Below are 25,037 nucleotides of genomic sequence, written 5' to 3'. Positions count from 1 at the left end.
ACCGGTCACGACATCGGCCTGGCAGGCAACGAACACAACGGCCCTTCCGGCATTGCCCTGCCAGTTCTCGAACCACCGGCCGCGAACGCCGAGCCACCCCGTAGCCCCGAGCCGGAGGCATCAACCGACCCGCCTGTCTCTGTCTCAAGGAGGAAATCCACGCAATGCAGCGCCCTGCGAACCTGACGGACGTCGAATGGGCCGAATGGCTCCAGTGCCAGGAAGAAGACGACGAGCTGCTGGCCCAAGTCGCTGACCGCGAAGCCAAGCTGGAAATGGGCCTGATCGACTCCTACGACGCGTACGAGTTCACCTGGGAGCAGCCCGGCAACGACCCTGGGCCGCACGACGGCCAGCCGCAGGCGACCCAGCCCGACCCGGCCACCGAGCGTCACCGCTCAACGCCCGCCCAGGGCCGTATCCCGGGCCTCCCACCGGGCCCGCCGCGCACCGCCCGCGGCCTTCGCCTCCCGTTCTGAGCCCGCACCCCACACCCCCTTGCACCGGCGCCACCCCTTGGACCACATGACCACCCAGCGCACCGACCTGGCCTCCTTCGCCGACGCGCTCGCCTCGCGCCTGCCCGGCGAATGGACCAGCCAGCACCACCAACACACGGAGTACAAAGACCAGTTCCCCCTCGGCGACCAGGTCTGGGACTGCGGACACATCCAGTGGGCAGTCAGCGAATTCGTCCTGGGCCACCACGCCCTGCTGAACGGTCCGGGCAGCCAGCAGCTGTGCGTCATCGACCGGCCGCTGCACCGCCACCACTTCCTCGTCGCCCCCCTCACACCCGAAGCCGGCCTCAAGCCCCACCACTTCGACGGCGTGGCCGAACCAGGCGGCATCAAAGTCACCCACAATCCGGCCCGCGCCGCCGCCGCCGTCACCCGCCGCGTCCTGCCCCGCTACCAGTACGCGCTGGCCGTCGTACGTCACAACGCGGCCCTCCACCCGGAGCCCCGCCACCGGCCCAGACCGCCGCAAGTGGCACGCGTGGTCACCCTGACCTGGTACGAGGACGGCGCACTCGGCACACCGTACGCAAGCGTCCCCGAAGACGCCCGCACGACGCTGTACACCCTCGGCTTCCAGTACCACCCCCACCAGGCCGCGTTCCTGCTGCCCGCCGCATACGGCGAGGACGGCCGCGCTGTGCGCGTGCAGGCCCTGGTGCACCAGCTCGCCCACCAGGGCATCGGCGTGAACCTCCGCCACACCACCCCGCCCACCACCGCCTCCGCCGGCCCGCCCGCCCCCGCGCCGGCCAGCGCCGTCGCGACCGGCCGACACCGGTAAGCCGACCGCCAGCCGCGTCCCACTCCTTCCCTCTTCCACAGCCTGGGGAAAACGACCGAGCCTGGCTCGGCATAACCCTCACGCCGCGTCTTCAACTCCCGCACCCCTTGCCCGGATACGGCTGCCGCCGCACCGACGCCGAGGCAGCCGTATCCGAGCACCATGCCGCTCAAGGAGCCCCGCCCCGATGCAGCACCCCGACTTCGAGCTGTACGACAACGTCGGCCGCGATGCCGACCAGATCGCCGCCGCCCGCTACGGCATCGCCACCCGAGGCGACCTGCTGCGCTGGGCGAAGCGGGACGCCGAGCCGTTCCTGGCCCAGCACCCGCTGCCCGAGCAGAAACTGCCGGGCCCCGACCTCGGCCCCTACCTGGACGCTCTCGCCGCCGCCGAGACACCCGCGCAGGCCAGTGCGGTCACCCGGCACCTGCTGGATGCGGTCGAACCGGTGCTCCAGGCGGTGAGCGACTACCTGGTGGCCGCTGCCCGCTGGCGCGGCCAAAACCGCGGAGCGGAGCTGGGATCCCCGCCCAAGATGCTCATGGCAGCGGCCAGCCGCAGCCTGTCCGTGCTGGCCCTCGCCGACCAAGCGGACCTGGCGATCCTGCGCGCCGCATACGACCCGGCACCGGCCCCGCCGGCCCCGCCCCAGGGGCGGACTGGGCCTGGCCTTCCCCCGGCCCCGCCCGGCACCCCTCCCGCCGACCCGGCACACAGCCGGTAGCCCTCCAACACCCCCTGGAGCCTCCTTGTGTCGACCCGGTCCTTCATCGCCCGTCCCACCCAGCCCGACCGCGACGGCGTCACCTGCTACGAGGGCATCTACGTCCACCACGACGGCGTGCCCAGCCACCATCTGCCCCTCCTCCTGGCCGCCTTTCAGTACCGGTTCCACCGGAACCTGGAAGCCATGTCGCGCCACCTCGTGGACGATGTGGCCATCGGCTGGGACGAGTTGGGCACCGACCTCCTCGACGGCGCTCCGCCCGCGCTCGTCGCTGCCCTGACCGGCGGCGAGAAGTGGCCCAGCCGCACCCTGGACAACCTGATCACCCCGGACGGCTCGGCGCCGGTGCGGATGACGGTCACCGACGACACCGCCGACGCGCTGGATGTGCAGTGGGGCTACATCCTGCACGCGCAGGGGATCGAAGTGATCAGCCTGCTCCACCAGGACTGCGGACCGTTCGTGGACTGGCGCACCGACCCCCGCACAGCCTTCAGCGACGACCCCGCACGCTGGTCCTCCACCGCGCCGCCCCCACTCATCCGCCCCCCGCGCGCCGCCGCACCCCAGGCCGCCACCGGCACCGCCGCCCCGGCGCGCGGCGTGCCTGCCCGCCCAGCCGCACGCCGCTAACCGACCTCCCCCCTACCTTCCGAAGGACCTGCCCTGCTCCCGTCCGACACGCCCTTGATCACGGTCGTCATCGCCACGCAGCTGCGCGAGGACCGGCTCGGCTACCTCACCGCCATGCACACAAGCCTCACCCGGCAGTCCGTACCGTGGCAGGCGGTGATCTCGATCGACGGCACCGATCCCGCGCGACTGCCCGCCCCGCTCGCAGCCGACCCGCGCGTCCGTACCCTCGCCCTGCCCCGGCCGGTCGGCGCCGCCTGTGCCCGCAACCTCGCCCTGAATGAGGTACGCACCGAGTACGTCAACTGGGCTGACGATGACGATGAATTCGGCCCCGACGCCATGGCGGCGCGGCTGGAGGTCCTGGAATCAACCGGGGTGGGCTGGTGCGCCGGATGGAGTGAGGACTTTCACCCCGACGGGTCGACCACACTGTGGCGCTGCCCCACACCGCCCGGCCGGCACGAGGCAGGCGATGTGTGGACGTACTGGCCCTCGCCGGCGCACACCATCCCGATCGGACCGACCACGATCCTCGCCCGCACCGAGCTGGTGCGCGCCGCTCCGATGGGCGGCCTCGTTCAAGGGGAGGATTACTGCGCGGCGGTGGGCGTGACCAATCTTGCCCCCGGAATTCTGCTGCCCCAGGCCGTGTACAGATACAGAAAATATGCAGGTCAGATGACCTCCCAGCCCGGATATGACCAGCTGGAGCCAGCCGCCCGCGAGCATGCCTGGCAGTACGGTCGCGCCCTGCGCGCCGCCCTCAACCGCACGGCGCACGCCCGTGGCTGACGCGCAGATCATCCTCGCCTACAGCCGGGCTGCCGGCATCGTCGCCATGGTATCCGGCACGAAGTACGAGGCCGCGCGCACCGCACTGGAGGCGTCCGGGTTCCAGCGAGGCGATGCCGGCGTGTACCGGCTGCAGGCCGGTGATTCGGACGCCTCCCGCGCCACCGTGGCCGACCTGGTCCGCTCGGCCGAGGCGCACGGCGTAGCGGTGACGACCAGCAGTCGGCGCTTCATCGGCGACGCCGCACGGGACATCGCCCGTGGCATGCCGGGCCAGTGGGACACCGAGGTCGAGCTGTACTGCCACCCGGTGTGGCAGGAGGACCTCGTGCCGTGGCTGTGGGACAGCGGCGAACTCGGCCGCGCCGTGCAGAGCGAGCGGATCCCCTACGCCGCCACCCTCACCAACACGGCTTCGGACACCACCCTGCTGCTCATCGAACGCCCCGGCCACCAACTCCACTACCTCGTCGGTGCGTTCGCCCCGGAGCCGTTCGGGGAAGGGTACGGCGATCCGCACGCCCCGCGCAGCATCGTCCTGCCGCCCTTCCCCGGCCGCGCCGCCCGGGAGATCAGCGACCGGTACCTGCCCGCCTACGACCGCGCTGTCCACACCCGCCGCATCACGGCTGTCGCCGGCGCCCTGGACCGCATCCGTACCGAGCACGACACCTGGAGCGCGATGGCCGCCTCCAACCGCTACAGCGACGCCACGCCGCTGGGTATCGACGCGCTCGGCGCCGCGACCGCACAGTTCCTGGACAGCGCCTGGCGGGACTTCCTGACCGTGGTGGACCACGCTCCCGCGCTGCTGGACCGTTGCCGCCCCACCGCCACCCCGTGGCCGGGCGACACCGAGGCCCTCGCACAGCTGGCCGACGCCCTCGGTGACGCGGAGGCCGTGCGTGAGGAGCTGGCCTTCGGCAGCCCGCTCGCCCGACAGGAACGCACCGCGCGGACGTGGCCGGCCATCACCACCTGGCTCACCCACAGCGAGCCGTTCCTCCGCCAGACCCAGGCCGCCACCCCGCACCCACGCTCCGCTCTTGCCGTCGCGGCGCCGCCCCGCGCTCTCCCGCCGGGCCGGCCCGCACCCCACCGGTGACCCGCCTCCTTCACCGAAAGACATCTCATTGCCCCTGCCCCCTGACGCCTACTTCGCCTTCGGCGCCCACCCCGCCCACGGCTTCGTCGCCACCGCCGCCCCGACGATGCCCGCCAACCTGGCCCACTGGTTCCTCACCCGCGAGCAATTCGAGCCCGTACCCGAACAGCCCGGCATGTACCGGCTCACCAACCCCGACTACGACGGTATGCGCCGCACCCGCCAGGCCGTCCACGACCTGCGCCGCCACGGCTATGCCGTGCACGCCGACTACTCCCTGGACCCCGTCCTCACCCCCGGCCCGCCCCACAACCCCATGGCCGTCCCCGAGCACACCGAGCGACGCAGCCGCATCGCGCGGGCCGCCGCCGGCCGCTCCCCGCAACGCGGCCCGGCACTGACCACCTCCCCGCCCTCGGCCCGGCCGATCCCGCCCAAGCCCGCCTACGCCCCCACCGTCCACCTGACCGCTTCCGCTACCGGACGCTCCCGATGACCGTCGAGCCGATCCGCATCACCCGCGGGCAGGGCGGCGAGGTCGAAGTGGAAGGCCCCCTGGACGCCCTGGCCGCAGACATCCTGCGCCGAGCCCACTTCCTGTTCCAGCCGGCACTGCGCGGCCACTGGATCCGTCTCCCGTTCGACCTGGGGCGCGACTGGGAGAACGAGCACGCGACGTGGGCAGCCGCGATGCTCACCGCCGCCCGCTACCCCGTCGCCCTCGACCCCGACCTGCGCACCGACGCACCCAACCAGGCCGCACCGCCCGCACCGGCCCGCCCGCCGGCCATGACCGCGCAGGCCCCGCCCAGGCGACGAGCCCGCAGCTGACCTTGACCATCAGGAGAAGCGATCACCGACACCTCCACGGCCCGCGAACTCGCCGAGCACGCCCGTGACTTCCGCCTTCGCATCGCCGTCATCGACCGCGAAACGCAGACTGCGCTCGACACCACCCAGGACCGCTACGGACGCACCGTCCACCACCACGCCGCGGCAACAGCCCGCGCCCGCCGCAACGCCGCAGCCGCCGAGGCATACACCACACATCTCGCCCCGCACGCCCCCGCTCTGCTGGACACAGCCCGCCACGCCCTCGACGAACTGCCGCCCGCCCGGCACACCACCGCCTGGCGAGCCCTGCTCGACTCCCTCGCCGCCTCCCACGCCGAGATCACCCGCATCCGCAGCCGCCCCGCCACCCCCGGCTCGGCCACCGAGCGCGAGCAGCACAAGGCCCTGTGGCCCCACCTCGCCGTCTGGGCGGACCACGGCTCACTCGCCGCCGACCTCGCCGACCAGCACCACCGGCCCACAACCGGAACCGAGTTGAGTGCCGAAGAAGCGCAGAGCTGGACACACCAGGCCCAGGCCGCGCAGCGGCGGGGCGAGTTGGACCTGATCGAATCGTGGTACGCCGCCGACGGCCAGCGCATCACCCTCGCCTACCTGGTCCAGGACGACACCTCGACCGTCATCGCCCTCACCGGCGACCCCGACGCACCGGGATGGCAGGTCATCGGACACTACAGCGACGAGTACGCGGCCGGACGGGCGCTGCCACGCCCCGTCCCACCCGGAGTCCTGCGGCCGGACACCTCCCGGTTCAACCGCCCGGAGCCCGCACCCGAAGTCCCCTTGCACGAGCTGCTCCAGGACATCCACGAGGCCCGCTCCGCAGGCGACGTCTCCGAGACGCTGCTCACCGCCACCCAGCACGGCTACGACGCAGGCCCGATGGTCCGCCTGCAAGAACTCCTCCACACCGCCGGCCAATTCGCCGCCGCGCTGGAGACCGTGCAGGGCCGGCAGATCGCCGCCCGGCTCGACGCCCTCGGCCGGCAACTGGACTTCCTCACCCGCGAAGTCAAGGACGCGGCCGAAGACCTCGGCGCCACGGTCGCCGTCCTGCCACCGCACCGCACCCCCACGCCACCGCGGATCCGCCCGCGCCCCGCCCTGGACACCGCACTCCCGCCACCGCCTCCCCGCGCCACAGCCCCCGCACACCACCCGTAGCTCCCCCTCTTTCCCGGCGGGCGGGGGCAGTTGTGCCTGACCGCCTCGGCGGCCCCGGCACCGCGCCCCAGTTCAGCGCGGTGCCGGGCAGCCCGCCCCTTGCCCGCCCTCTTCCACAGCCCCCACCGGTACCGGCACTCACGATGCCGATGACACCGGCGTTCACCGTGCCGACGCCGACGACGCCCCTCTGGCAGGGGTCCCAGCGTGGGTGTTCATCGGCAAGGTGCCGCCGCAGGCGAGCACCCCGCACCCCCGGCATGCGCCCCGCTACCCCGGGGCCCTGCCTCACCTTGCAGCACCTTTCAACCAAGCCCTCGACCCACCGACTTCAAGGAGAACCCGTCTATGGCTGTCCGTACGCAGTGGAATGTCACACACGCTTGCGGCCACGAGGTCGTCCATGACCTGTCCGACCGCCCCGCAGACCGGCGCGCCGGATTCGCGCGCTGGCTTCAAGGCAAGGACTGCACCGCCTGCTGGAAGGCGGCGCGCGATGGCGACACCGCCTCCAAGGAGCAGTGGCTGGCCGCCAAGCGCGCCGAGGAGCAGCAGGCCGCCAAGGAGTGGGCCGAGCGCTTCGACATGCCGCCGCTGGAGGGCCCGCAGCGGGCCCTGGACTGGGGTGAGCGGTCCCGCCATCAGCTGATGACCGCCGCGCACACCGCACTGGTCATCGAGGGCACCTGGGACGAGGCGGACTGGGCGGAGCTGGAGGAGAAGGCCCGCTCGGTCACAAGGGCGGGATGGTGGATCGACCAGAGGGACGCGCAAGGCGCTGACCTGCTGGAACTCCTCGACGCCGCCACCGAGCAGGACCGCGGGACGGAGAACCCGTTCCGCTGACGACGACGGAACGTAGCCGACGATCGGCGGTTGGCCAACCGCTCGTTTCTCCGGACGATTGTTGTTCCCACCGCCACCCGATCCGTGTGGAGAGGACCCCTGCATGATCCCGCCCTCTTGGACTTCTGCGCTGACTCCGGCGTTCTCGCCGATACCCGACCCGCTCACCCCGGCCCGGGACATCACCCACGCCCACTTCCAGGCCGGCGACCAGGTCGTCGTCATCAAGGGCGTGGTCAGCGGGGAACTGTGGGGGGAGGCAGTGCGCGTCGTCGCACCGTCCTGGCACACCCCGACCGACGAAGACGGATGGCGGCTGCGCGACCCCACCGGCGGTGCGCAGACGTTCATCACCGGCCATCCCCGCTACCTCGTGCACCTGAAGCGGCCCTGCCCGGACTGCCTGATCTACCTGCGCGCCATGGAGGACTACCTCCAGCCCAAGTACGCCGGGCACGACGCGCTGATCGACTGCGGCTGGTACACCACCACGGCCCTGAACCAGCTCGTCCACGTCGCCGACGCCCGGGGCGGCCGGTGAGCCTTCCCACCCGCCGTCCCGGCCGCGCCCTCGCCCTCCTGAGCGCACGCACCCGCGCCACCATGGATCCCTTGGACCCGTCGTGGCCCACTCGCCTGGCAGCAGACCTGCGCGAACTCGACGCCGACTGGAGCGAATCAGCCGAGGTCTGCGCGCATGTCGCCTGGACAGCCCGCGCCACCGGAAACAGCATCCTTGGCCTGCTGAGCCCAGGCCAGGTCACTACCGCCGCGGCGGATCCGGTCACCGCCCGCACGTACCGGCATCTGTACCTAAACGCCCTGCGCTACGACTTCCGCTGCCCCACCCTCCAAACGCTCGTCGAACAACTCCCCCAGGCCACCCTCGATGGACTGGACGCCTACAGCCGGGCCCTGTATGCCTTCGCACTACTGGGCCAGTCCCGCCCCGAGGGCCTGAAGGTGATGGACGAGGTCCTGCGCGAGGCCGGGGAGCATGCGAGTACGTTGCATGTTCTCTTGCACGGCCTGTGGCTCGGCCAGCACCTGGACCAGGGAGCGGAACGGCTCCTCGCCCTCAGCACCCGGCCGCCCTTCGACACCGGGCGGGACCCGATCGTGCTCTTCCGCAGGGCCGGCGCACTGCGCCGCCTCGGCCGATACGACGAAGGGCTCGCCACCATCGACCAGGCCCTGGACCTGCTGCCACCGGGCGATGTCGCGGTCCACGCCGACCTGGTGCGCGAGCGCTCCCTGATCGCCGCAGCCCACGACCTACATCACCAGCACCAGCCAGCACGGGCCATGGGAGGCATACCGACGTGATCCCGCGCGTCAATGCACGGACGAGCACCCCGCACGATCCTCTCAGTGAGGCGCTCGGGCGGGATGTGCCGATCGAGGGCGGTCTGCCGGAGCACGCCGTCATCACCTACTGGCCGGGCCTGGACTCCTACACCGACGGCGAGCAGGCGACGTGGACTGCGGCCCAGTGGGCCGAGCATCTGGAAGACCCGCTGCTGGAGAACCCGTTCGTCACCGGCCCCTGCGGGGACCGGCGGGCGATCTTCCACCTCGATGTGCGGCTCCACCCCAACGACCGGGACCTGGCCGCCGCGGAATGGGCCGAGGCCGCCCACCGCCTCGCCCGCGCCGCCGGCATCGAGACACCCGGCGACACAGGCGGCTGCCACTGGATCGCCGTCCAGGCCAAACCCGGGCGCCTCGATGTGATCGCCAACCTGATCCGGCTCGACAGCTCCTGGCAGCAGCAGCCCGCCGACCTTGCGCGACGGCTCTCGCACGAGGCCCGCCGCATCGAGCGGGACCTGCACCTGACCGCTCCCGCACCCCACGCCGCCACCCGACCGGTGCCGACCGCCTCGGCCCAGCTCGCCGAAGTCCTCGCCCAGCTCGCCGACGAGGACGCCAGCCCGCTGGCCACTGTGCGCGGCCTGGTCGAGCACACCGCCCACCGCATCGCCCGCCAGGCAGGCCCGGCCGGCCCTGATACCGCGCACCGCCTGGAGCTGATCGCGTACCGCCTCCACGGCATCCAGCAGGACCTCGATGCCACGGCCGCCCACCTCGCCACCGCGCCCCGCCCGCGCACTGCCGCTCCGGCGCCGCCCGCTGCCCGGACCTCCGCACGACGATCACCGTAGGAGAAACGTTCCCTTTGCCCCTTGCCGACCGCGTCCTGACCATCCACCGCGATCCGCACTCCCAGGAAGTCCTCGCCCGCGGCGGCGACATCGAGGCCCACAGCCTCCTCCAACGCGCGGGCTTCATCCCCGTCGTCCGCGTCCACGAGTCCTACCACCGCGCCCCCACCGGCCTCGACGAGGACGACGAGAGCCGACTGGCGACCGAGGCCGTGGCTAGGCTGCGGGCCGGCGGCTACCACGTCGACTGCGACGCCGGCTTCGGCACCGACCGCCGCCCGGCCCGCGATCTGCCCCTGGGCGCCGCGGTCGCCCAGCTCGCCGAGCGCATCCGCCAGGCCACCACCACCGACGAAGTCGCCGACGCGCTCACCGAGCTGACCGCCTCCCACGACGGCATCCTCGCCGCCATCGACCAAGTCCTCACCGCCACCGCGGAGTTCCACGACGGGCTCGGCGATGCGGCCGATGCACATATCGCCCGGCGCCTGCGCTACCTCGCCGAGGAGCATCTGCACGTCATCCGCACCGGCCTCGCCCACACCCGCGACGCGCTCGCCGACCGGCACGCCCCGCACCCCGGCCGCAGCACCTGCACCGAACAGGTCCCCGCCCACGAGCGTGAACGGTCCGCCGTGTGCGCCTGCCCACCCCCGCCGCGCACCGCGCCCGTCGCGCCTCCGCCGCCCGTGGCCGCGCGTGTGCGCCGCTGACACCACCCCAACGTTGCTCAAGGACACCATGCACGACCACGAAGATTCCGGGCGTCTCGCCTCGTTCGCCGACGTCCTCGCCGGCGAACTCCCCGGCACCTGGACCAGCACCCACCACCCCACCGCGCACAAGGACGACCTGGCCGAACTGGTCGATCGCATCTGGGACATGGATCTCGTCGCCGAGTCCCTCGCCCAGCATCCCCTCCGCCAGGCGGCCGTCCTGACCCGCAACGATGGTGCTCAGCTCGCCGTGCTCGACCGGCACGATGAGCGCGACGGATTCCTCATCGCCGCCGTCGCCCCGCCCAGCCTCCCCGACGAGGCGTACCGCGGCATCCGTGAACCCAACGGCATCGCCGTGAGTGATGATCCGTTCCACAGCGCCGAGCTGGTCGCTGGCGACCTGCTGGCCCGCTACGACGCCGCGCTCGCCCAGGCCCGCCACAACGCAGCCGCCGACATCCAGCCCTCGCAGCCGGACCGTCTCGTCTTGACCTGGCAGGCCGACGGCAGCCTCGCCGCCGCTCCCGCCGGCGAGACGGCCGCGGCCGTGCTGGCCGCCAACGGCTTCGTCCCCGACCCGCACACCGGCATCTACCGGCTCAGCGGTGACGACACAGCGGTGCAGGCCCGCGCCGTCCGCGCGGCGGGCCGGCAGCTCGGCGCGCACGGCATCGCCACCGCGCTGCAGCACCCCTCCGGCCGGATCGCGCCCACCGCGACACCGCCTGCACAGCCTCCGGCCCCGGCTACGGCCCGGGCCGCGGCGACACGGGGCCGATGAGGCGATCGTCCTCGCGAGCGACCGCACGCACACCCCGTCCCGGCCGACGCCGGGCCGGCGGTAGCGGCACACGCCCCGCACGCCCGCCCCGCCGCTGAAATGGAGTCCCTTCTATGAGCAATCGCGCCGACGAGTACGGCACCGATGTCGAGATCTACGTGAAGGCCCTGACCACCACCATCCACGCCGACACTCCCACCGACGCCCCCGAGCAGCTCCTCGACCTGCTCGACCAGCTCGGACTGGAGCGCCGCACCGCGGGGCCGATCTACGTGTGGCACGTGGTGCCCGAACATCTCGACGCCGACGAGCAAAGGCGCCTGGCGAGCCACGCGATCCCCGCCCTCCTCGTGGCCGGATACACGGTCAACTGCACGCCCGAGGTCTTCGACGAGGCCGCCTACCAGCAGGCCGTGCACGAGATCCGCTCCGGACACAGCCGTCCCGGAGCGGAGCCGACGGCGGCACCGGCGGCGTCAACCCCCGCCCCACCGTCCAACGCACCGTCCCGGCGAGCCCGGTAGCACCAACTGGCGGCCCCGGCACCCTGTCGGGGCCGCCCCACCACACGCATCACCGACCGGAGAACCCCGTAGCAACTCGCACACCCCCGCCGATCAGCGACCGGCTCAAGCCCCGGCTCGCCACGGCCCTGTTCCGCCGCTATCTGCACGCCTGCATTCCCGCCGACCCCGACCGCGCCTCCCCGCTGGCCGGCGCCCGCCCGGAGGCCGTCCTCGCCGAGACGCAGCGCGTCGGGCAGCGCCACCACCACTGACCGTCCACCGACCCGGAGGAGCATGTCCCACCCAGCCCCCTACCCGGTGAGACTGGCCGACGAGATCACCCGCCAGCTCGGCCAGCTCGCCGACCACCTCTCACAGCTTCCCCTGCCCCAGGCCGCTCAGGTCATCGCCCGCATTCTCGACCCGGACGCCGGAGTCCTCGGCGGCGTCACCCACCTCGTCGCCACCGGAAGCGTGTTCGCCAAGGACCAGGCAGAGCGAGGCGCGCTCCCCGCAGAGGTGTGGCTCGCTCTGGGCCGGGCCTCGAACGAACTGCACGACATCACCCTCGACCTGGACGAACACCAAGACATCCTCAAGCGCGTCGGCGCCCAGCCCGCCACCACGGCGGCAAAGCCCCCGGCACCCGCACCGCTCGTCGTCCGGCGGCGCCGGTGAAGAAGAAGCAGTGGCAGGGCTGGGGGGCGGGCGAGCAGGCCGAGCAGCACTACCTCGTCCAGCCCCGTGCCCTGGCTGGTGGCGGCGACGTCCGGCACGTCTCGGAGTTCCTGCGCGCCTCGGGCTGGCGGGATGCCTCCACCCCGGGCGGTCCGCTGTTGATGGACAGCCCCGACCGCAGCGTCCGCATCGGCTACGACCCCTATGTCCAGCCGGGCGGGTGGACGATCCGCGGCAAGGCGATTGGGCAGCAGGACGAGTGGTGGGCGACGCTCGGCCGGCAGACGCCGGTGGAGATCGTCGCCGGGCTGACCGACGCGCTCACCCGCCCCCGCTCCGCCCACGCCCCCAACGTGTGGGAACCGCTTCAGGAGCAGCGCTGGAGCACTCATCCCCACGCCGGGCACTACACCGCAACCAGCCCGGACGGCTCGGCGTGGATGCAGTTCCACCAGGACCCCAGCGGCCACGCGATGTGGTGGTCCGGCGCGCGAGACGGGCAGGGCAACGGGTGGACGGCGAGTTTCAGCGCCACCACCCCCATGCACCTCGTGCAAGCCTTCTCCGCCGCCCTGGCCAGTCCCGAGCCGGTGATGCGCCCGCGCGGACGCGTCCCGCACAGCACAGCCATCCGCACCACGTCCGTCTCCGTCCTGCCCTCCCAGCTCAGCGCCTGGCAGCAGGCCCGGATCACCGCCGCCCGCGCCGCCACCTGGGCCCGCAACTCCGTCCGGAACAACCGGCCCCGCACCACCGCCCGCCCCTACACCCATGCCGGCGGCGCCCGCGCCCGCCGCTGAACCACAACCCCCGCATCCCTCGAAGGAGCCTTGTGCCCGCGCTCACCCCGGACACCATCCGCACCGCCACCGAAACCCTCTGCGACCTGACCGCATACCTGCGCGAGGAGCCCGACCTCGACGAAGCCCTCGCCCTCGTCGAGCCGCTGCTGGATGAGTACACCGGCATCCCCATTCAGCTCGGTGACACCCTGCGCGCCCTCGCCCGTGTCGTACAGAGCCACCCCAGCACCCCGCGCACCGCTGAAGTCGTGCTCCTGATACAGGAGTTGCGGGATGCGGCATGGGAGCAAACCGACCAGTACCACCTCCACTACGTCCTCGACAACCTCCGCCGCCTCTACGCGCAGGCCCCGCCGGCCCCGGGACGCTGCCGGTGCCGGTGAGCGAACGGCAGCTCGCCGCCTTCGCCGACCACCACACCTGGCGGATCCCGTTCGACACCAGCCCCCGCCACCTCGCCGGCCCCGGGGATGCCCGCCACGTCACCCACGGCCTGGCCGCAGCCGGCTGGACCCGCACAACAGACCCGCTCAGCCCCGAGATCGTCTTGTGCAGCACCGACCACCGGCACACCCTCCAGTTCGACCCGCAGTCCTCCACCTCCGCCTGGTGGCGGCTGCGGGCCGCGCGCACCGATGCCGAGCCCGGCTGGTACGCGGAGTTCGGCGAACTCGTCCCCGCAGAGGTCCTCGGCCACCTCACCGACGCCCTCATCACACCGCCGCCCCGCGAACAGGCCGACCTTTTCCAGGTGTTGGAGTCAGCAGGCTGGCGGCAGGACACCCAGCACATGGCTGATTCACCCGACGGGATGTGCCACGTAGAACTGCGGCGCGACGGTGAGGACGCACTGGCGGGCTGGCACGTCGAGACCTGCGAGCCGGGATACGGCACCCCGATAGGCCCCCGGATCTGGCACGCCTGGTTCGACAGCCGCACACCCGCTCACCTGGTCGACGCCTTCGTCACCGCGCTCGCCGACCCCGCCCCGCTGCAGCGCGGCATGTATGAGCGCACCGCCCACCACAGCGTCGTGCAGCAGCCGAGCCTGCTCAGGCCGCAGCAGGTCGTCGAGGCGCACACCGCCCGCCTCGACGCCCTGCGCGCCCAGGCCCGGGCCGTCCGCCGCCAGCAGCCGAAGGCCGCGGCGGCCCCGGCGAAGGCCGGCACCACCCGGGCGACCGCGCACCGCTGACCCTGAATAAGGACCTCACCATCACCCTCGATCCCACCGCTCACCGCGACTTCCTGCACCACCTCGACGGTTTCCTCGACGACAGCGAGAAGATCCTCGGCTCCTGGGACGCCTACTCCGAGGAGCACACCGGCCTCGACGGCTGGCCCTACGACGAGGACGCCTACGGTCTGCGCGCCAGCCAGCGCGATGCCGACACCGCCGCGGCGTTCGAAACCGTCCACCCCGGCGCCCGTCACCTGCTGGCCACCGCCGAGACGCAGCTCGCGCACCTGCCCGCCCCCGCCGTACAAAGCCACTGGGCCTGGCAGCTGGGCGTCCTGCACGCCGCTCTCGACCGCCTGGACGCGCTGCACGAGCAGTGGGTGCAGACCCGCGACAGCCTCCCGCTGGATGCCCGGCCCGGCACTCAGGTCTTCGACGACGCGCTCGCCGAACATCACGCCGAGTGCTGGAGCTACCTCGACGACTGGGCCACCCACGGGCACGTCCTGCGCGACATCAACGCCGCCGCACGCCATGCCCCCTCGCCCCTGGCCCCACCGCCGGCCGCGACCCCCCTGCCTGCGGCCGGCCGCAGCGGCCCGGTGCGGAGAGGATGAGCGTGCACGAGACCATCGAGCAGGCGCTCGTGGCACCGAGCTACCTCGCCGGCGGCGGCGACCCCGGCTGGGTCACCGTCCCGCTGCACCGCGCCTGCGACTGGAGCTACGGGCACGACCCGCTGATGCCCCGCGTCATCCTCACCAGCCCCGACCAGCAGGCCACCCTACGGATCGACCCCGACCCGGACGAGCCGTGGTGGACCGTGCGCCACGCCCGCTGCGGCGACCGGCCGGCGTGGTCGGCGACCTTCGACGCACGCACCCCGGTCGAGATCATCGCCGCCCTCACCGACGCCCTCACCGCCCCCACACCGCCGGCCCCCGGCCTCGAGCCCTACGACCTGCTGCGGCAGGCGGGCTGGCACACCGTCGGCGAGGGCCTGATCTCACCCGGCCGCATCGCCGCCATCGAGCACTACGGCGGCGAGGACGGCCCGTGGTTCGCCGACGCCCGTCTCGACCAGGACGAGGGCGGCCTCATCTGGCGGGCCTACCTCAGCAACACCACACCACCGCACCTGATCGCCGCGTTCGCCCAGGCCCTCGCCGACCCGACACCGGTGCGCCGCCCTGTCGGCCGCGTCCCCGCGCCCGCCCGCGAACACACCCTCACCCGCACCGTGCACCTCCCGGTAGGGGACGTCGCCTTCGCACTGGAGCAGCGCGTCGCGGCGCTGTCCGCCCGCCGCAAGGACGCCACCTCGAACACGCATCCGCCGAGGTCGCCACGCGTGCCGCCGCCGCGCCGCACCCGCTGACCCACCGGCCTTCTCCACCGCCCCCCTTGGAGGCGCCCTCTTGCCCAACAGCCCGTCCAGCGCCAGCAGCACCGACGGCTACGACATAGCCTTCCGCGTCCTGCTCGGCGCCCTCGCCATCGCCGTGCCGGCGGCCAACCTCGCCTGGCTCGGCGGCAACACCACCGCATGGCTCACCGACTCCGGCCCCTGGGCCCCGTACCAGCCCGTCGAAGCCCTCCTGCACCCCCACCACCTCTGGCCCCACCTGGGCGATACGGCGCTGCTCATCGGCGCACGCATCGTCCCCGGCGCGGCCCTGATCGCTCTGGGCGTCGTCGGCGCCGTGCTCTGGTCACGGCACCACGGCGGCACCGGTGGAAGAAAGAAGAAGATCGCCGGAATGGCGAAGCCCAAGGACATCGAGCCCCTGCTCGCCAAAGCCATCACCGCCAAGGCCCGCTCTTTGCGGCCCAGTTTGAAGGACAGCAAGACCATCTCAGCGAACGACACCGGCATCCTGCTCGGCAACATCCAAGGCACCCGCCACGAAGTCCGCATGGGCTACGAGGACGTAGCGGTGGCCATCATGGCGCCCCGCTCCGGCAAGACCACCAGCCTGGCCATCCCCTCCATCCTCAGCGCCCCCGGCCCGGTGCTGCTGACCTCCAACAAGGCCGCCGGCGACGCCTTCACCGCCACCCTCGAAGCCCGCGCCGAGGTCGGCCGGACCTGGACGATGGACCCGCAGCAAATCGCCCACGCGCAGCGGGAGATGTGGTGGAACCCGCTGGCCGACGCCAACACCCTCGAAGGCGCAGGCCGGCTCGCCGGGCACTTCCTGGCCGCCTCCGTGGACGCCTCCCAGCAGGGGGACTTCTGGTCCAAGGCCGGATCCAACATCCTGTCCCAGCTGTTCCTGGCCGCCGCGCTGGACGAGCGGCCGATCACGGACGTGATGCAGTGGCTGGCCTTCCCCGGCGACCGCACCCCGCTGGACATCCTGCGCGACCACGGCCACGCCGCTGTCGCGGCCCAGCTCAAGGGCACTGTCGAAGGCCCGCCCGAGACCCGTGACGGCATCTACGAGACCGCCCGCCAGTACGCCTCCGCCCTCCTCAACGCCGAGATCGCCGCGTGGGTCACCCCGCAGAAGGGCATCCCGGAGTTCAAGCCGGCCGAGTTCGTCACCTCCCGCGACACGCTCTACCTGCTGTCGAAGGACGGCGGCGGCGGCGCCTCAGCGTTGATCGCCGCGTGCGCGGACTCGGTGATGCGGGCCGCCACCGCCCAAGCCGAACGCGCCGGCGGACGCCTCGACCCGCCGATGCTCGCGATCCTGGATGAGGCCGCCAACGTCTGCAAGATCTCGGACCTGCCGGACCTGTACTCCCACCTGGGCTCGCGCGGGATCATCCCGATCACGATCCTGCAGTCCTACCGCCAGGGCCAGAAGGTGTGGGGCGAGGCGGGCATGGACGCCATGTGGTCCGCCTCCACCATCAAGGTCATCGGCTCCGGCATCGATGACCCCGACTTCGCCGACAAGCTCTCCCGCCTGATCGGCGACCACGACGTGGAGACCAAATCCACCTCCACCTCGGACTCCGGCACCTCCACCAGCATCAGCATGCGCCAGGAACGCATTATGGCCGCCGACGCCATCCGCGCCCTGCCCAAGGGCACAGCCATCTGCCTGGCCACCGGCATGCGCGCCGCCATGCTCGACCTGCGCCCCTGGTACGCAGAGCCGGGCGCCGACGACCTCGCCGCCGCCTCCGCCCGCGCCTCCAAGGCCATCACCACCCGCGCCATCGCCAAGGCCGCGCCCAAGCAGGACGACTTCGGCACCGCCGCATAACAGCCGCACCCCACCCGGCGCTTCGCAAGGGCGCCAAGGGCAGCCGTCACGCCGCCCGCCGTCGACAACCGGCGGACCCGCCCCCTCCGTCACCGTCCGCCGACAGGCGGCACGGCTCGCCAAGGCGCCCTTGCGAAGCCCGGCGCGCTCGTCCCCGGTTCTTCCCCCCATAGATCTGGACCGCTATGCCCTTCACCGACCACCACGCCGTCTTCGTCGGCTCCACCGACGACGGCCACACCTTCGTCGTCGTCAACCAGCCGATCCGATCGGCCCACCGCATCCTCACCGCCAGCGGCTTCACCCCCCGCGAGCACCAGGGCCGCACCCTGTACCTCCTGCCGCCCGACACATCCCGGGAAGACGCGCACAACCGCACCGGCGAAGCCCTGCACCAACTCCTCGCCCACACCATGGACTTCGTCGACCTCAGCTGGACCACCCGCTACCACTCCACTGGCCCGGCACCCAAGGCCGTCGTCCACTTCGACCTCTCCGACGACCGCGTCACCGCAACCGCCCACACCCCGGCCGCCCAAGAGGTCCTGGAACAGCACGGGTTCACACCGGCCCCGGCGGGCCACATCCTCCCCTCCCACCTGGGCGAACGCGAGAGCGTCGGGGTCGTCGCCCGCGCTGAGACACACCTGTGGTCCCTCGGCCTCGCCTCCGAAACCCGCCTCGGCCTGCCCACCCCCGAAGCCATCGCCGCAGTGCCGGGACGCACCCGGCCTACCAGGCCGGCACCGCCGCCCGCGCCCACGCACCAGCGGCATACCCGCTGACCACCGCACGGCACGGCCGCCCAGCCAATCGCCCGTTTCTTCAGGCGAGTTGTGCACTCGCTCCAGCCCTCGCCTCGCATTCCTTGTCTTTTACGGAGGCCGCCACGACTGCCGACGCACCCACCCCGCATGACCTCGCCCGCGCCCTGGCCGCCGAGATCGCCCCGGACGCCGCGCCCCGCGACGTCATCGCAAGCTTCCGCGTCCGCCCGCAGGCCGGAGCGCGCTACGGATACAAGACCTCCGGCGGGCCCGTTCAGGGTCTGGCCCAGTCGCTGCACGCCCGGCTGTACGGGCTTCCCACCGACCCCGCACCGCTGCCCACCGCGCTGGACGAACTCCTCCAGGCCACCCGAACCGCACCAACCGGCGAGCAGCAGGCCGCCATCCTCGCCCAGCTCTCCGAGCAGTTGCGCAACGCGGTCGAGATCCTCCAGTGGGCCCAGCACCACGCCCACTGGCAGCAGCTGCCCGCAGGCGTCTTCGACTGGCTGAAGTCAGCCAAGGACGCCGCCCAGCAGCTCGCCGACGGCCTGGAGCACACCAGCCCCGCCTTCGCCTCCCGCCCGGCGCCGAAACCGCTCCCGGCACCGCCAGCCACGCCAGCCACCGCGCCCGCACGGCGCTGACCCGCTTCCCCCTCTTTCCCGGCCGACGACCGGCCAGTCCCGCACACCGCAAGGACCAAAGCCATTTCCACACCCCCCGCATTTAAATCAATTTCTCTAGGCGCAGGCATTCAATCAAGTGCAATGCTCGCCTTGTCGGCCGAGGGCGTCCTCCCGAAGGTGGATTACGCCATTTTCGCCGACACAGGCTGGGAGCCCAGAGCCGTTTATGACCATCTCGGACGGCTGGAAAAGGAGATAGCCGAACCGGCGGGCATTCCTGTCCTGCGCGTCGCCTCCGGGAACATTCGCAAGGATGCCATTGACCCGGATCACCGATTCGCTTCCATGCCGCTCTACATCCTCAATCAGGGCGGTAAGCCTGGTATGACTCGTCGGCAGTGCACGGGTGAATATAAAATTAAGCCGATAAAGAAGAAGGTCCGTGAACTCCTCGGCTACCCCTACCCCGCACGCATTCCGAAGGGGATATTCGTCGACCAGTGGGTCGGCATCTCCACCGATGAGTTCCACCGGGCCAAGGACGCCGACGTCAAGTACATGCGCAACCGCCATCCCCTGATTGATATGGGCTGGTCACGAGCCGACTGCGTCCGCTATCTGACTTCGCTAGGGCTGGCCGATACGCCGAAATCCAGCTGCCTCGGCTGCCCCTATCACGGGAACGCGCAGTGGCGTCACATCCGGGATAATTCGCCGTCCGAGTGGGCGGACGTCGTGGCCTTCGACGCGGCGATCCGCAAGGGCAACGCCCGCGCCAACGCCACCGGCAACCGGCTTCTGGGAGAAGCTTTTCTCCACCGCTCCCGCGTTCCTCTCGACCAGGCTCCGATCGACCACGTCACCGCCGCCGAATGGGCGGCCGTCCAGCAAGAGCTCGGCACCGAATCCCCGCATTCCGAGGAGCTGGAGCAGGGGGTCGTCGACGGTTGCTCCCCCTGGGCATGCCGGGGCTCGGAAATCACGCAGGATGACTTCGGGCTGGCGTCTTGATAATTGACCTCTTCAGCGGCCCCGGTGGCTGGAGTTTTGCCCTGTCCATGCTGGGTTTTCAGGACGTGGGCCTGGAATGGGACGAGTGGGCCTGCAAAACCCGGGCCGCGGCGGGACAGCTGACGATCCGGACCGATGTGGCCCAATATCCGGTCTGGCCGCTTGTCGGCAAAACCACCGCGCTGATTGCGTCACCGCCGTGTCAGGCATGGTCGAGGGCGGGTAAACGTCTCGGGCTCATCGACCAGCCGCTGGTCCACCAGGCCGTCGCCGACCTCGCTCAGGGCCGCGACACCCGCGCCCGGCTGCTGGCCTCGTGCCGCGACGAGCGTTCCCTGCTCGCGGCCGAGCCGATGCGCTACCTGCACGCCCTTCACGCCGTCGGCCAGCCGGAGTGGGTGGCCATGGAGGAAGTCCCGGACGTGCTGCCACTGTGGCGCCAGTACGCGTCCGTGCTGCGCGGTTGGGGTTTCTCGGTGTGGGCGGGGGTCTTGAATGCCGCCGACTACGGCGTGCCGCAGACCCGGCGGCGGGCGATCCTGCTGGCCTCCCGTACGCGCACCGCCGCGCCCCCGCCACCCACCCATGCCGAGGTCGCTGAACCGCAGACGCTGTTCGGGCCGGGCCGCTCCCGGTGGGTGTCCATGGCCGAGGCCCTCGGCTGGGGCGCCACCGACCGGCCCGTGCCCACCGTGTGCGCCGGCGGCGGCCCCGGCGGGGGACCGGAGCCCTTCCCCTCCGGATCCCGCAAGGCCCTCACCGGCGCCCGCGACCGCGGTACCTGGAAGCCCCAGACCGGCCCTGCTGTGCTCAAGTCCCCTGCCGAGGGCGATGGTTGTGGTGGACGCGAGGGAAGGTGGGGGAACCCGCCGGCCGGTGCGCCGACGCCGGCGTTCACCGCCGGGGCGCACGGCTGGTCGTGGTCGTTGCGCAGCAACAACCAGACGAATGCGACCGTGCGCGGTGCGGACGAGCCCGCCGGCACCTTGTTCTTCGGGCACCGGGCCAACGAATGCGTGTGGGTCGCCGAACCCGCGCCCGGGGTTGCGGGCGGGCAGCGGCCGGTGCCGGAGTCCATCCGGATCACCGCCCAGGAAGCCGGCCTCCTGCAAACGTTCCCCGCCGACTATCCGTGGGCCGGGAACAAGGGCCAGAAGTTCTCCCAGATCGGCAACGCCGTCCCGCCCCGGCTCGCCGCGCATCTCCTGGCCCCGCACCTCGGCAAGACCCTCACCCCCGACGACTTCACCCTGGCCGCTTGATGCCACGCCCCACCGACCCGTACCAGGACGACGACCGGGATGACCTGGAGGACCTGCCGCCGACCCCGGCGGTGCACTACGCCGAGCAGTCCCTGCTTGGCGCGCTCCTGCTCGAACCTCACCGTCTGGAGGACATCGGCTCTCTTCAGGCGGACCACTTCAGCAGCCACACCCACGGCGCCCTCTTCGCGGCCATGCGTACCGTGCCGCCACCCGACCCGGATGCCCATCGCACCGATCCGGCGTGGCTGAACACCGTCCTGGACACCGCCCGCCCCGAAGCCCCCGGGCTGACCGCCTCCTACCTGCACACCCTCATCCAGGTCTGCCCCTGGCCCAAGCACGCACCGGCGTACGCGACGATGATCCGCGCCGATCACGCCCGCCGGATGCTGCGCGTGCACGCCGAACGCCTGGCCCAGACCGCGGCCGACATCACCCTGCCGGACCCGGCCGCCGCCACACTGGCCCAGGCCGACACCCTCGGCCGGTTCCTGGAGGACCTCTCCGGACAGTTCGCCCCGCACCCCGGCTCGCTGCCCCGCACCCCGCTACCCGCCACGCCCCCTCGGGAGGGCGGCGAGGAAGCCGGGGACGAGGAACGGCTCCTCCTCGCCACCGCCACCGCGCACCCCACAGAGCTGAAGACCATGCGGTGGCTGCAGCCCGAGGACTTCACGCTGCCTCTGCACGGCGCCTTGTGGCAGTGCCTGGCCGCGCTGGTCCACCGCGGTGCCCCCGTCGATCCGGTCACCGTGCTGTGGGAGGCCCAGCACCGCGGCCTCCTCGCCGACGGCCCCACCCCCGGTGACCTGATGGACGTGGTCTCCACGCCTGTCGGCTCGCCCGAGTACTGGGGCGAGAGGGTCCTGCAACGAGCCCTGCTTGCCCGCGCCCACAGCGTCGCCGCCCGGATCGCTGCCTACACCGTGGATCCGGCCAACACTCCCCACCAGCTGATCACCGGAAGCCGCCGCGCCCTGGCCGACCTCACCGCCCTGCGCACCCGCTGGAACCACGCCACCAGCCCGGCACCGGTTGCCAAGCCCCGCCAGGCACGAGCCGCGGCGCCCCCGCGGGCGGGCCCTCCCCGGACAGCGGCCCCGTCCGCCTCCCGCGTCTCCCGCTGATACCGACCGCCTGTGGCCGGGCCCTGCCGGCCCGGCCACAGGCCGAAACGAGGAACCCTCCTTGACAGCCCCCGTCATCGACGCCCACATCCGCCTCGACACCCACCCCAGCCACTCCAGTGCCGTGACCGCCCACCTCACCGGCACCCGGCACCGCACGGCCCACGCCCTCCTGGCCGCCCGCGGATTCGAACCCGTCGACGAACGCACCCTGGTCCTGGCCCGCATCGACCACGAGGAGCCCTACTGGGCGGAACAAGCCGCCCAGGCACTGGCCGGCGAGGGCATCACAGCTGAGATCACACCCCAGTTGCGTGAAGCCATCGCCGAGGAATGGACGTGGGCCAACTACCCCATGCCCTGGTGCACCCGCGACGAGATCCGCCAGGTCTCCGACGAAGCCCACAAGATCTACGACGACATCCGCCACGGCCGGCTCGTCATCCACGCCCACGCCGACGACAGCGGCACCACCGTAGCGGTCGGCACCTACCGCGACAGCGGCAAGAGCGTCTACCTCCACGGCGAGAACCATCTGCGGCAGGTCGCCGACGTCTTCGACTCGACAGCCCAGGCCCTCGCCGCCTTCGAACGCCTCCACGGCGACACCCTGCGACCCGGCCCCGCGCCCACGACCGACACGGAACGCCAGACGGCCCAAGCCCTCACCACCCTGCACGCACCAGCCTCCGCGCAGCCGACGCCACCCGTCCAGCAGCCGGAGACGGTCCCCTCCTACGCCGCAGACCCCGGCGACCACGACGCCATCCTCCACCAGTTCCTCGCCCGGCACGACGAGTGGGAAAAGTGGCGCACCTGGACGGACGAGACCACCCACGCCATCCACGAGTCACAGACCCTGCGCATCGAACGCGTCCACGAAGCCCACCCCCGCGAGACGGCCTGGACCATCGCCGCCTACGAGAGTCCCGTCTCCGACCGTATGTGGCACCTCACCGCAACCGGCGCCACCCCGGCCCCCGTCCTCGACACCCTGCTGACGCACCTCGCCGAGGGTGACGCCTGGGAGACCGCCATCGGCAGCCCCGTCGGCGAGCAGACCGTCACCGCAGCCACCCGCCCGCTCACCGACGCCGGCTGGAAGCACACCGTCAACGGACGCTGGATCCGCTGGGAAACACCCCAAAGCGACGCCGGCATCCAGTTCGACGCCTTCGCCGCCCAGAACCCCCACAGCCCCCTCGCCACCTGGACCCTGTGGGCCGGCCCCAGCATCGACCACCCCACCTGGGAAATCCACGCCTCCCCCTACACCCCCACAACACTGCTGGCCAACCTCACCGAGAACCTCGCCCACGGCACCGGCACCCGGCACCACAGCCCCACGAAGCCCAAGCACACGGCGCAGCTCACCACCGCGCCCGCCGCCCTTCCCCCAACACCGGCCTCACGCCAGACCAGCCGAACCCGCTGACCCGCCAGATGAGCGTGGCCATGCGGCGGCGAAGAAGTCGTCCAGGGCGGAGACGGTCACCTGCGCGGGATTCGGCGGACGTTGTCAGCCCGGACACCGTGCCCGTCGCGTGTGATATCGAACCTGACCTGTTCCCTGCCCGCAGCGCGCGGCATCCATCACCCTGGACCGCCGACCGTTCGGCGGCTATCTCGTCCCCGGCGCCGGTCTGCCGGATCGCGCCCATGCCCCGGTCGGGGTCGAACCAGGCGACAACGCCGCTGGGCATACTCACCGTCCCTGCTCGGATCAATCGGGATACCCAATGTCCGCCTGCCGCCAGGATCTGACAAGCAGCTCGAGGCTCTGGCCCAGAGCAGACCAGCCCCTACAGTTCCAGGACGGGGCCAAGAGCAACAGGGAGTTCAAGTGAAACGTCAACGGGCCACCGAGCTGCTGCAGGAAATGCTCGACCACCTGGAGCAGGGCCGGCGCCCTCTGGATCTCGTGGACGAGGTCCACGTCTTCGGCTCGTATGCCCGAGGCGCGCTGGAGCCAGGCGACCTGGACGTGGTGGTCGTGCACCGCAGGGACACCGAGTTCACCGAGGACGTCGTCACCGCCCTGATGTACGGGCGTGACCCCATGGCGGACATGAAGCGCGCACTCAAGGGCAACAGGCGCGGAATCCAGTTCCAGTTCAACCAGAACGACCTCCCCCCGGGCAGCGAGCCGAAACTGCTGTGGAAGCGCGGCGACACACCCGCCGCAGCCCGGGACCGGCTGCACGCCATCAAGGCCGACCCCAACGCCGGCCGGGCACCGCGCGACGCGATGATCGAACAGTTCGACGGGCTCGACCGATGGATTCCCCTGCCCGTACGCACCCGGCTGGTCGACATGCTCGATGCCGGCGCCATCGATATCCGCCGCATCGAACTGCCCGACACCGAGACCTCCAGCCCGGCCGCGGCAACCGCCCTGGCCAGGCGCTGGAAGGCGGACAGCCCACTGCGCAGAGCCGCAGCCGCCGCCATCCGCTACGCCGAAGAAGCGGGCATCGCCGCACAGTCCGTCTGGGTGCAAGGCCGACCCCTCGACCCAGCCCGGCGCGACTACGCAGGCGCACTGTGGATCAACCTCGACTGGTACGACTTCAACCAGCTCATCTACCGGCTCCGCCAGCAAGCGCAGTGCCTGGAGGTCATCCGCCCCACCCGGACCCAGCCGCTGCACGCCCTCCACATCACCGTGCGCGGCGCCACCGCCCTGCCCGACCTGTGAGGCCCTGGGCCCAAGGCAAGGTTGACACGAGGCGACTCACCTCAAGGCGGGAGAAGCCGT

The 25,037-nt window shown here is 71.9% G+C and carries 30 protein-coding genes; all 30 read left to right on the top strand.

Annotation, left to right across the window (positions count from 1 at the left end; translation table 11 throughout):
• Positions 1–164 precede the first annotated feature (164 nt).
• The 30 genes from ACMATS_RS24710 to ACMATS_RS24565 all read left to right on the top strand — a co-directional run bounded on the left by ACMATS_RS24710 (position 165) and on the right by ACMATS_RS24565 (position 24,977).
• Complete coding sequence (locus tag ACMATS_RS24710) at positions 165–479, top strand: hypothetical protein (RefSeq protein WP_414169091.1); 315 nt, start codon at positions 165–167, stop codon at positions 477–479.
• A 46-nt stretch (positions 480–525) separates the two neighbouring features.
• Complete coding sequence (locus ACMATS_RS24705) at positions 526–1,302, top strand: hypothetical protein (protein WP_414169090.1); 777 nt, start codon at positions 526–528, stop codon at positions 1,300–1,302.
• 187 nt (positions 1,303–1,489) lie between these two features.
• Positions 1,490–2,029, top strand: a complete 540-nt coding sequence (locus tag ACMATS_RS24700) for a hypothetical protein (protein WP_414169089.1) — start codon at positions 1,490–1,492, stop codon at positions 2,027–2,029.
• Positions 2,030–2,146: 117 nt separating this feature from the next.
• Positions 2,147–2,665 (top strand): hypothetical protein, encoded by a 519-nt coding sequence (locus ACMATS_RS24695; RefSeq protein WP_414170785.1) that lies wholly within the window; start codon positions 2,147–2,149, stop codon positions 2,663–2,665.
• Positions 2,666–2,719: 54 nt separating this feature from the next.
• On the top strand, positions 2,720–3,460 hold the full coding sequence (locus tag ACMATS_RS24690) for a glycosyltransferase family 2 protein (RefSeq protein ID WP_414169088.1): 741 nt from the start codon (positions 2,720–2,722) through the stop codon (positions 3,458–3,460).
• Positions 3,453–4,565, top strand: coding sequence for a hypothetical protein (locus ACMATS_RS24685; protein WP_414169087.1), 1,113 nt, complete (start codon positions 3,453–3,455; stop codon positions 4,563–4,565). The genes ACMATS_RS24690 and ACMATS_RS24685 overlap by 8 nt, the downstream gene beginning before the upstream one ends.
• A gap of 28 nt (positions 4,566–4,593) precedes the next feature.
• Positions 4,594–5,061, top strand: coding sequence for a hypothetical protein (locus ACMATS_RS24680; RefSeq protein WP_414169086.1), 468 nt, complete (start codon positions 4,594–4,596; stop codon positions 5,059–5,061).
• Complete coding sequence (locus ACMATS_RS24675; protein WP_227723720.1) at positions 5,058–5,396, top strand: hypothetical protein; 339 nt, start codon at positions 5,058–5,060, stop codon at positions 5,394–5,396. Before ACMATS_RS24680 ends, ACMATS_RS24675 begins: the two co-directional genes overlap by 4 nt.
• Before the next feature lie 81 nt (positions 5,397–5,477).
• Positions 5,478–6,584, top strand: coding sequence for a hypothetical protein (locus tag ACMATS_RS24670; protein ID WP_414170784.1), 1,107 nt, complete (start codon positions 5,478–5,480; stop codon positions 6,582–6,584).
• Between the two features lie 348 nt (positions 6,585–6,932).
• Positions 6,933–7,430 carry a hypothetical protein gene (locus ACMATS_RS24665; protein WP_227723721.1) on the top strand — a complete coding sequence of 166 codons (498 nt, stop codon included), beginning with the start codon at positions 6,933–6,935 and terminating at the stop codon, positions 7,428–7,430.
• 103 nt (positions 7,431–7,533) lie between these two features.
• Complete coding sequence (locus ACMATS_RS24660; RefSeq protein WP_414169085.1) at positions 7,534–7,971, top strand: hypothetical protein; 438 nt, start codon at positions 7,534–7,536, stop codon at positions 7,969–7,971.
• Complete coding sequence (locus ACMATS_RS24655; protein WP_414169084.1) at positions 7,968–8,756, top strand: hypothetical protein; 789 nt, start codon at positions 7,968–7,970, stop codon at positions 8,754–8,756. Before ACMATS_RS24660 ends, ACMATS_RS24655 begins: the two co-directional genes overlap by 4 nt.
• Positions 8,753–9,595 (top strand): relaxase/mobilization nuclease, encoded by an 843-nt coding sequence (locus ACMATS_RS24650; protein ID WP_414169083.1) that lies wholly within the window; start codon positions 8,753–8,755, stop codon positions 9,593–9,595. Before ACMATS_RS24655 ends, ACMATS_RS24650 begins: the two co-directional genes overlap by 4 nt.
• 14 nt (positions 9,596–9,609) lie before the next feature.
• Positions 9,610–10,308: a hypothetical protein gene (locus ACMATS_RS24645; RefSeq protein WP_414169082.1), complete on the top strand. Its 699-nt coding sequence runs from the start codon at positions 9,610–9,612 to the stop codon at positions 10,306–10,308.
• A gap of 28 nt (positions 10,309–10,336) precedes the next feature.
• Positions 10,337–11,095: a hypothetical protein gene (locus ACMATS_RS24640; protein ID WP_414169081.1), complete on the top strand. Its 759-nt coding sequence runs from the start codon at positions 10,337–10,339 to the stop codon at positions 11,093–11,095.
• Positions 11,096–11,208: 113 nt separating this feature from the next.
• Positions 11,209–11,619: a hypothetical protein gene (locus ACMATS_RS24635; RefSeq protein WP_227723727.1), complete on the top strand. Its 411-nt coding sequence runs from the start codon at positions 11,209–11,211 to the stop codon at positions 11,617–11,619.
• A 276-nt stretch (positions 11,620–11,895) separates the two neighbouring features.
• Positions 11,896–12,279, top strand: a complete 384-nt coding sequence (locus ACMATS_RS24630) for a hypothetical protein (protein ID WP_414169080.1) — start codon at positions 11,896–11,898, stop codon at positions 12,277–12,279.
• Positions 12,276–13,079 (top strand): DUF317 domain-containing protein, encoded by an 804-nt coding sequence (locus ACMATS_RS24625; protein ID WP_227723729.1) that lies wholly within the window; start codon positions 12,276–12,278, stop codon positions 13,077–13,079. The genes ACMATS_RS24630 and ACMATS_RS24625 overlap by 4 nt, the downstream gene beginning before the upstream one ends.
• 32 nt (positions 13,080–13,111) lie before the next feature.
• The gene (locus ACMATS_RS24620; protein ID WP_227723730.1) at positions 13,112–13,465 is read left to right on the top strand and encodes a hypothetical protein; all 354 of its coding nucleotides are present in this window, start codon (positions 13,112–13,114) and stop codon (positions 13,463–13,465) included.
• Entirely contained in the window at positions 13,456–14,277 is an 822-nt protein-coding gene (locus ACMATS_RS24615) for a DUF317 domain-containing protein (RefSeq protein ID WP_414169079.1), read from the top strand. The genes ACMATS_RS24620 and ACMATS_RS24615 overlap by 10 nt, the downstream gene beginning before the upstream one ends.
• A gap of 365 nt (positions 14,278–14,642) precedes the next feature.
• Positions 14,643–14,879, top strand: a complete 237-nt coding sequence (locus ACMATS_RS24610; protein WP_227723732.1) for a hypothetical protein — start codon at positions 14,643–14,645, stop codon at positions 14,877–14,879.
• Complete coding sequence (locus tag ACMATS_RS24605; RefSeq protein ID WP_414169078.1) at positions 14,876–15,640, top strand: DUF317 domain-containing protein; 765 nt, start codon at positions 14,876–14,878, stop codon at positions 15,638–15,640. Before ACMATS_RS24610 ends, ACMATS_RS24605 begins: the two co-directional genes overlap by 4 nt.
• A gap of 40 nt (positions 15,641–15,680) precedes the next feature.
• Positions 15,681–17,480, top strand: a complete 1,800-nt coding sequence (locus tag ACMATS_RS24600) for a type IV secretory system conjugative DNA transfer family protein (RefSeq protein WP_414169077.1) — start codon at positions 15,681–15,683, stop codon at positions 17,478–17,480.
• Between the two features lie 185 nt (positions 17,481–17,665).
• Positions 17,666–18,265: a hypothetical protein gene (locus ACMATS_RS24595; protein ID WP_414169076.1), complete on the top strand. Its 600-nt coding sequence runs from the start codon at positions 17,666–17,668 to the stop codon at positions 18,263–18,265.
• 83 nt (positions 18,266–18,348) lie between these two features.
• A complete protein-coding gene (locus tag ACMATS_RS24590) occupies positions 18,349–18,894 on the top strand; it encodes a hypothetical protein (protein ID WP_414169075.1) in 546 nt (181 codons plus the stop codon).
• 123 nt (positions 18,895–19,017) lie between these two features.
• A complete protein-coding gene (locus tag ACMATS_RS24585) occupies positions 19,018–19,887 on the top strand; it encodes a hypothetical protein (RefSeq protein WP_414169074.1) in 870 nt (289 codons plus the stop codon).
• Between the two features lie 47 nt (positions 19,888–19,934).
• Positions 19,935–21,149 (top strand): DNA cytosine methyltransferase, encoded by a 1,215-nt coding sequence (locus ACMATS_RS24580; protein WP_414169073.1) that lies wholly within the window; start codon positions 19,935–19,937, stop codon positions 21,147–21,149.
• Positions 21,149–22,279 (top strand): DnaB-like helicase N-terminal domain-containing protein, encoded by a 1,131-nt coding sequence (locus ACMATS_RS24575; protein WP_414170783.1) that lies wholly within the window; start codon positions 21,149–21,151, stop codon positions 22,277–22,279. The genes ACMATS_RS24580 and ACMATS_RS24575 overlap by 1 nt, the downstream gene beginning before the upstream one ends.
• A 61-nt stretch (positions 22,280–22,340) precedes the next feature.
• Complete coding sequence (locus ACMATS_RS24570; protein ID WP_414169072.1) at positions 22,341–23,714, top strand: DUF317 domain-containing protein; 1,374 nt, start codon at positions 22,341–22,343, stop codon at positions 23,712–23,714.
• Between the two features lie 408 nt (positions 23,715–24,122).
• On the top strand, positions 24,123–24,977 hold the full coding sequence (locus ACMATS_RS24565; protein ID WP_414169071.1) for a nucleotidyltransferase domain-containing protein: 855 nt from the start codon (positions 24,123–24,125) through the stop codon (positions 24,975–24,977).
• The last annotated feature ends 60 nt before the right edge of the window (positions 24,978–25,037 follow it).

It is taken from the genome of Streptoverticillium reticulum (assembly GCF_047456005.1).
In the GTDB taxonomy this organism is placed as follows: domain Bacteria; phylum Actinomycetota; class Actinomycetes; order Streptomycetales; family Streptomycetaceae; genus Streptomyces; species Streptomyces reticulum.
Note: the sequence above shows the minus strand (reverse complement) of the source record. Positions and strands in the feature narration are given on the sequence as shown.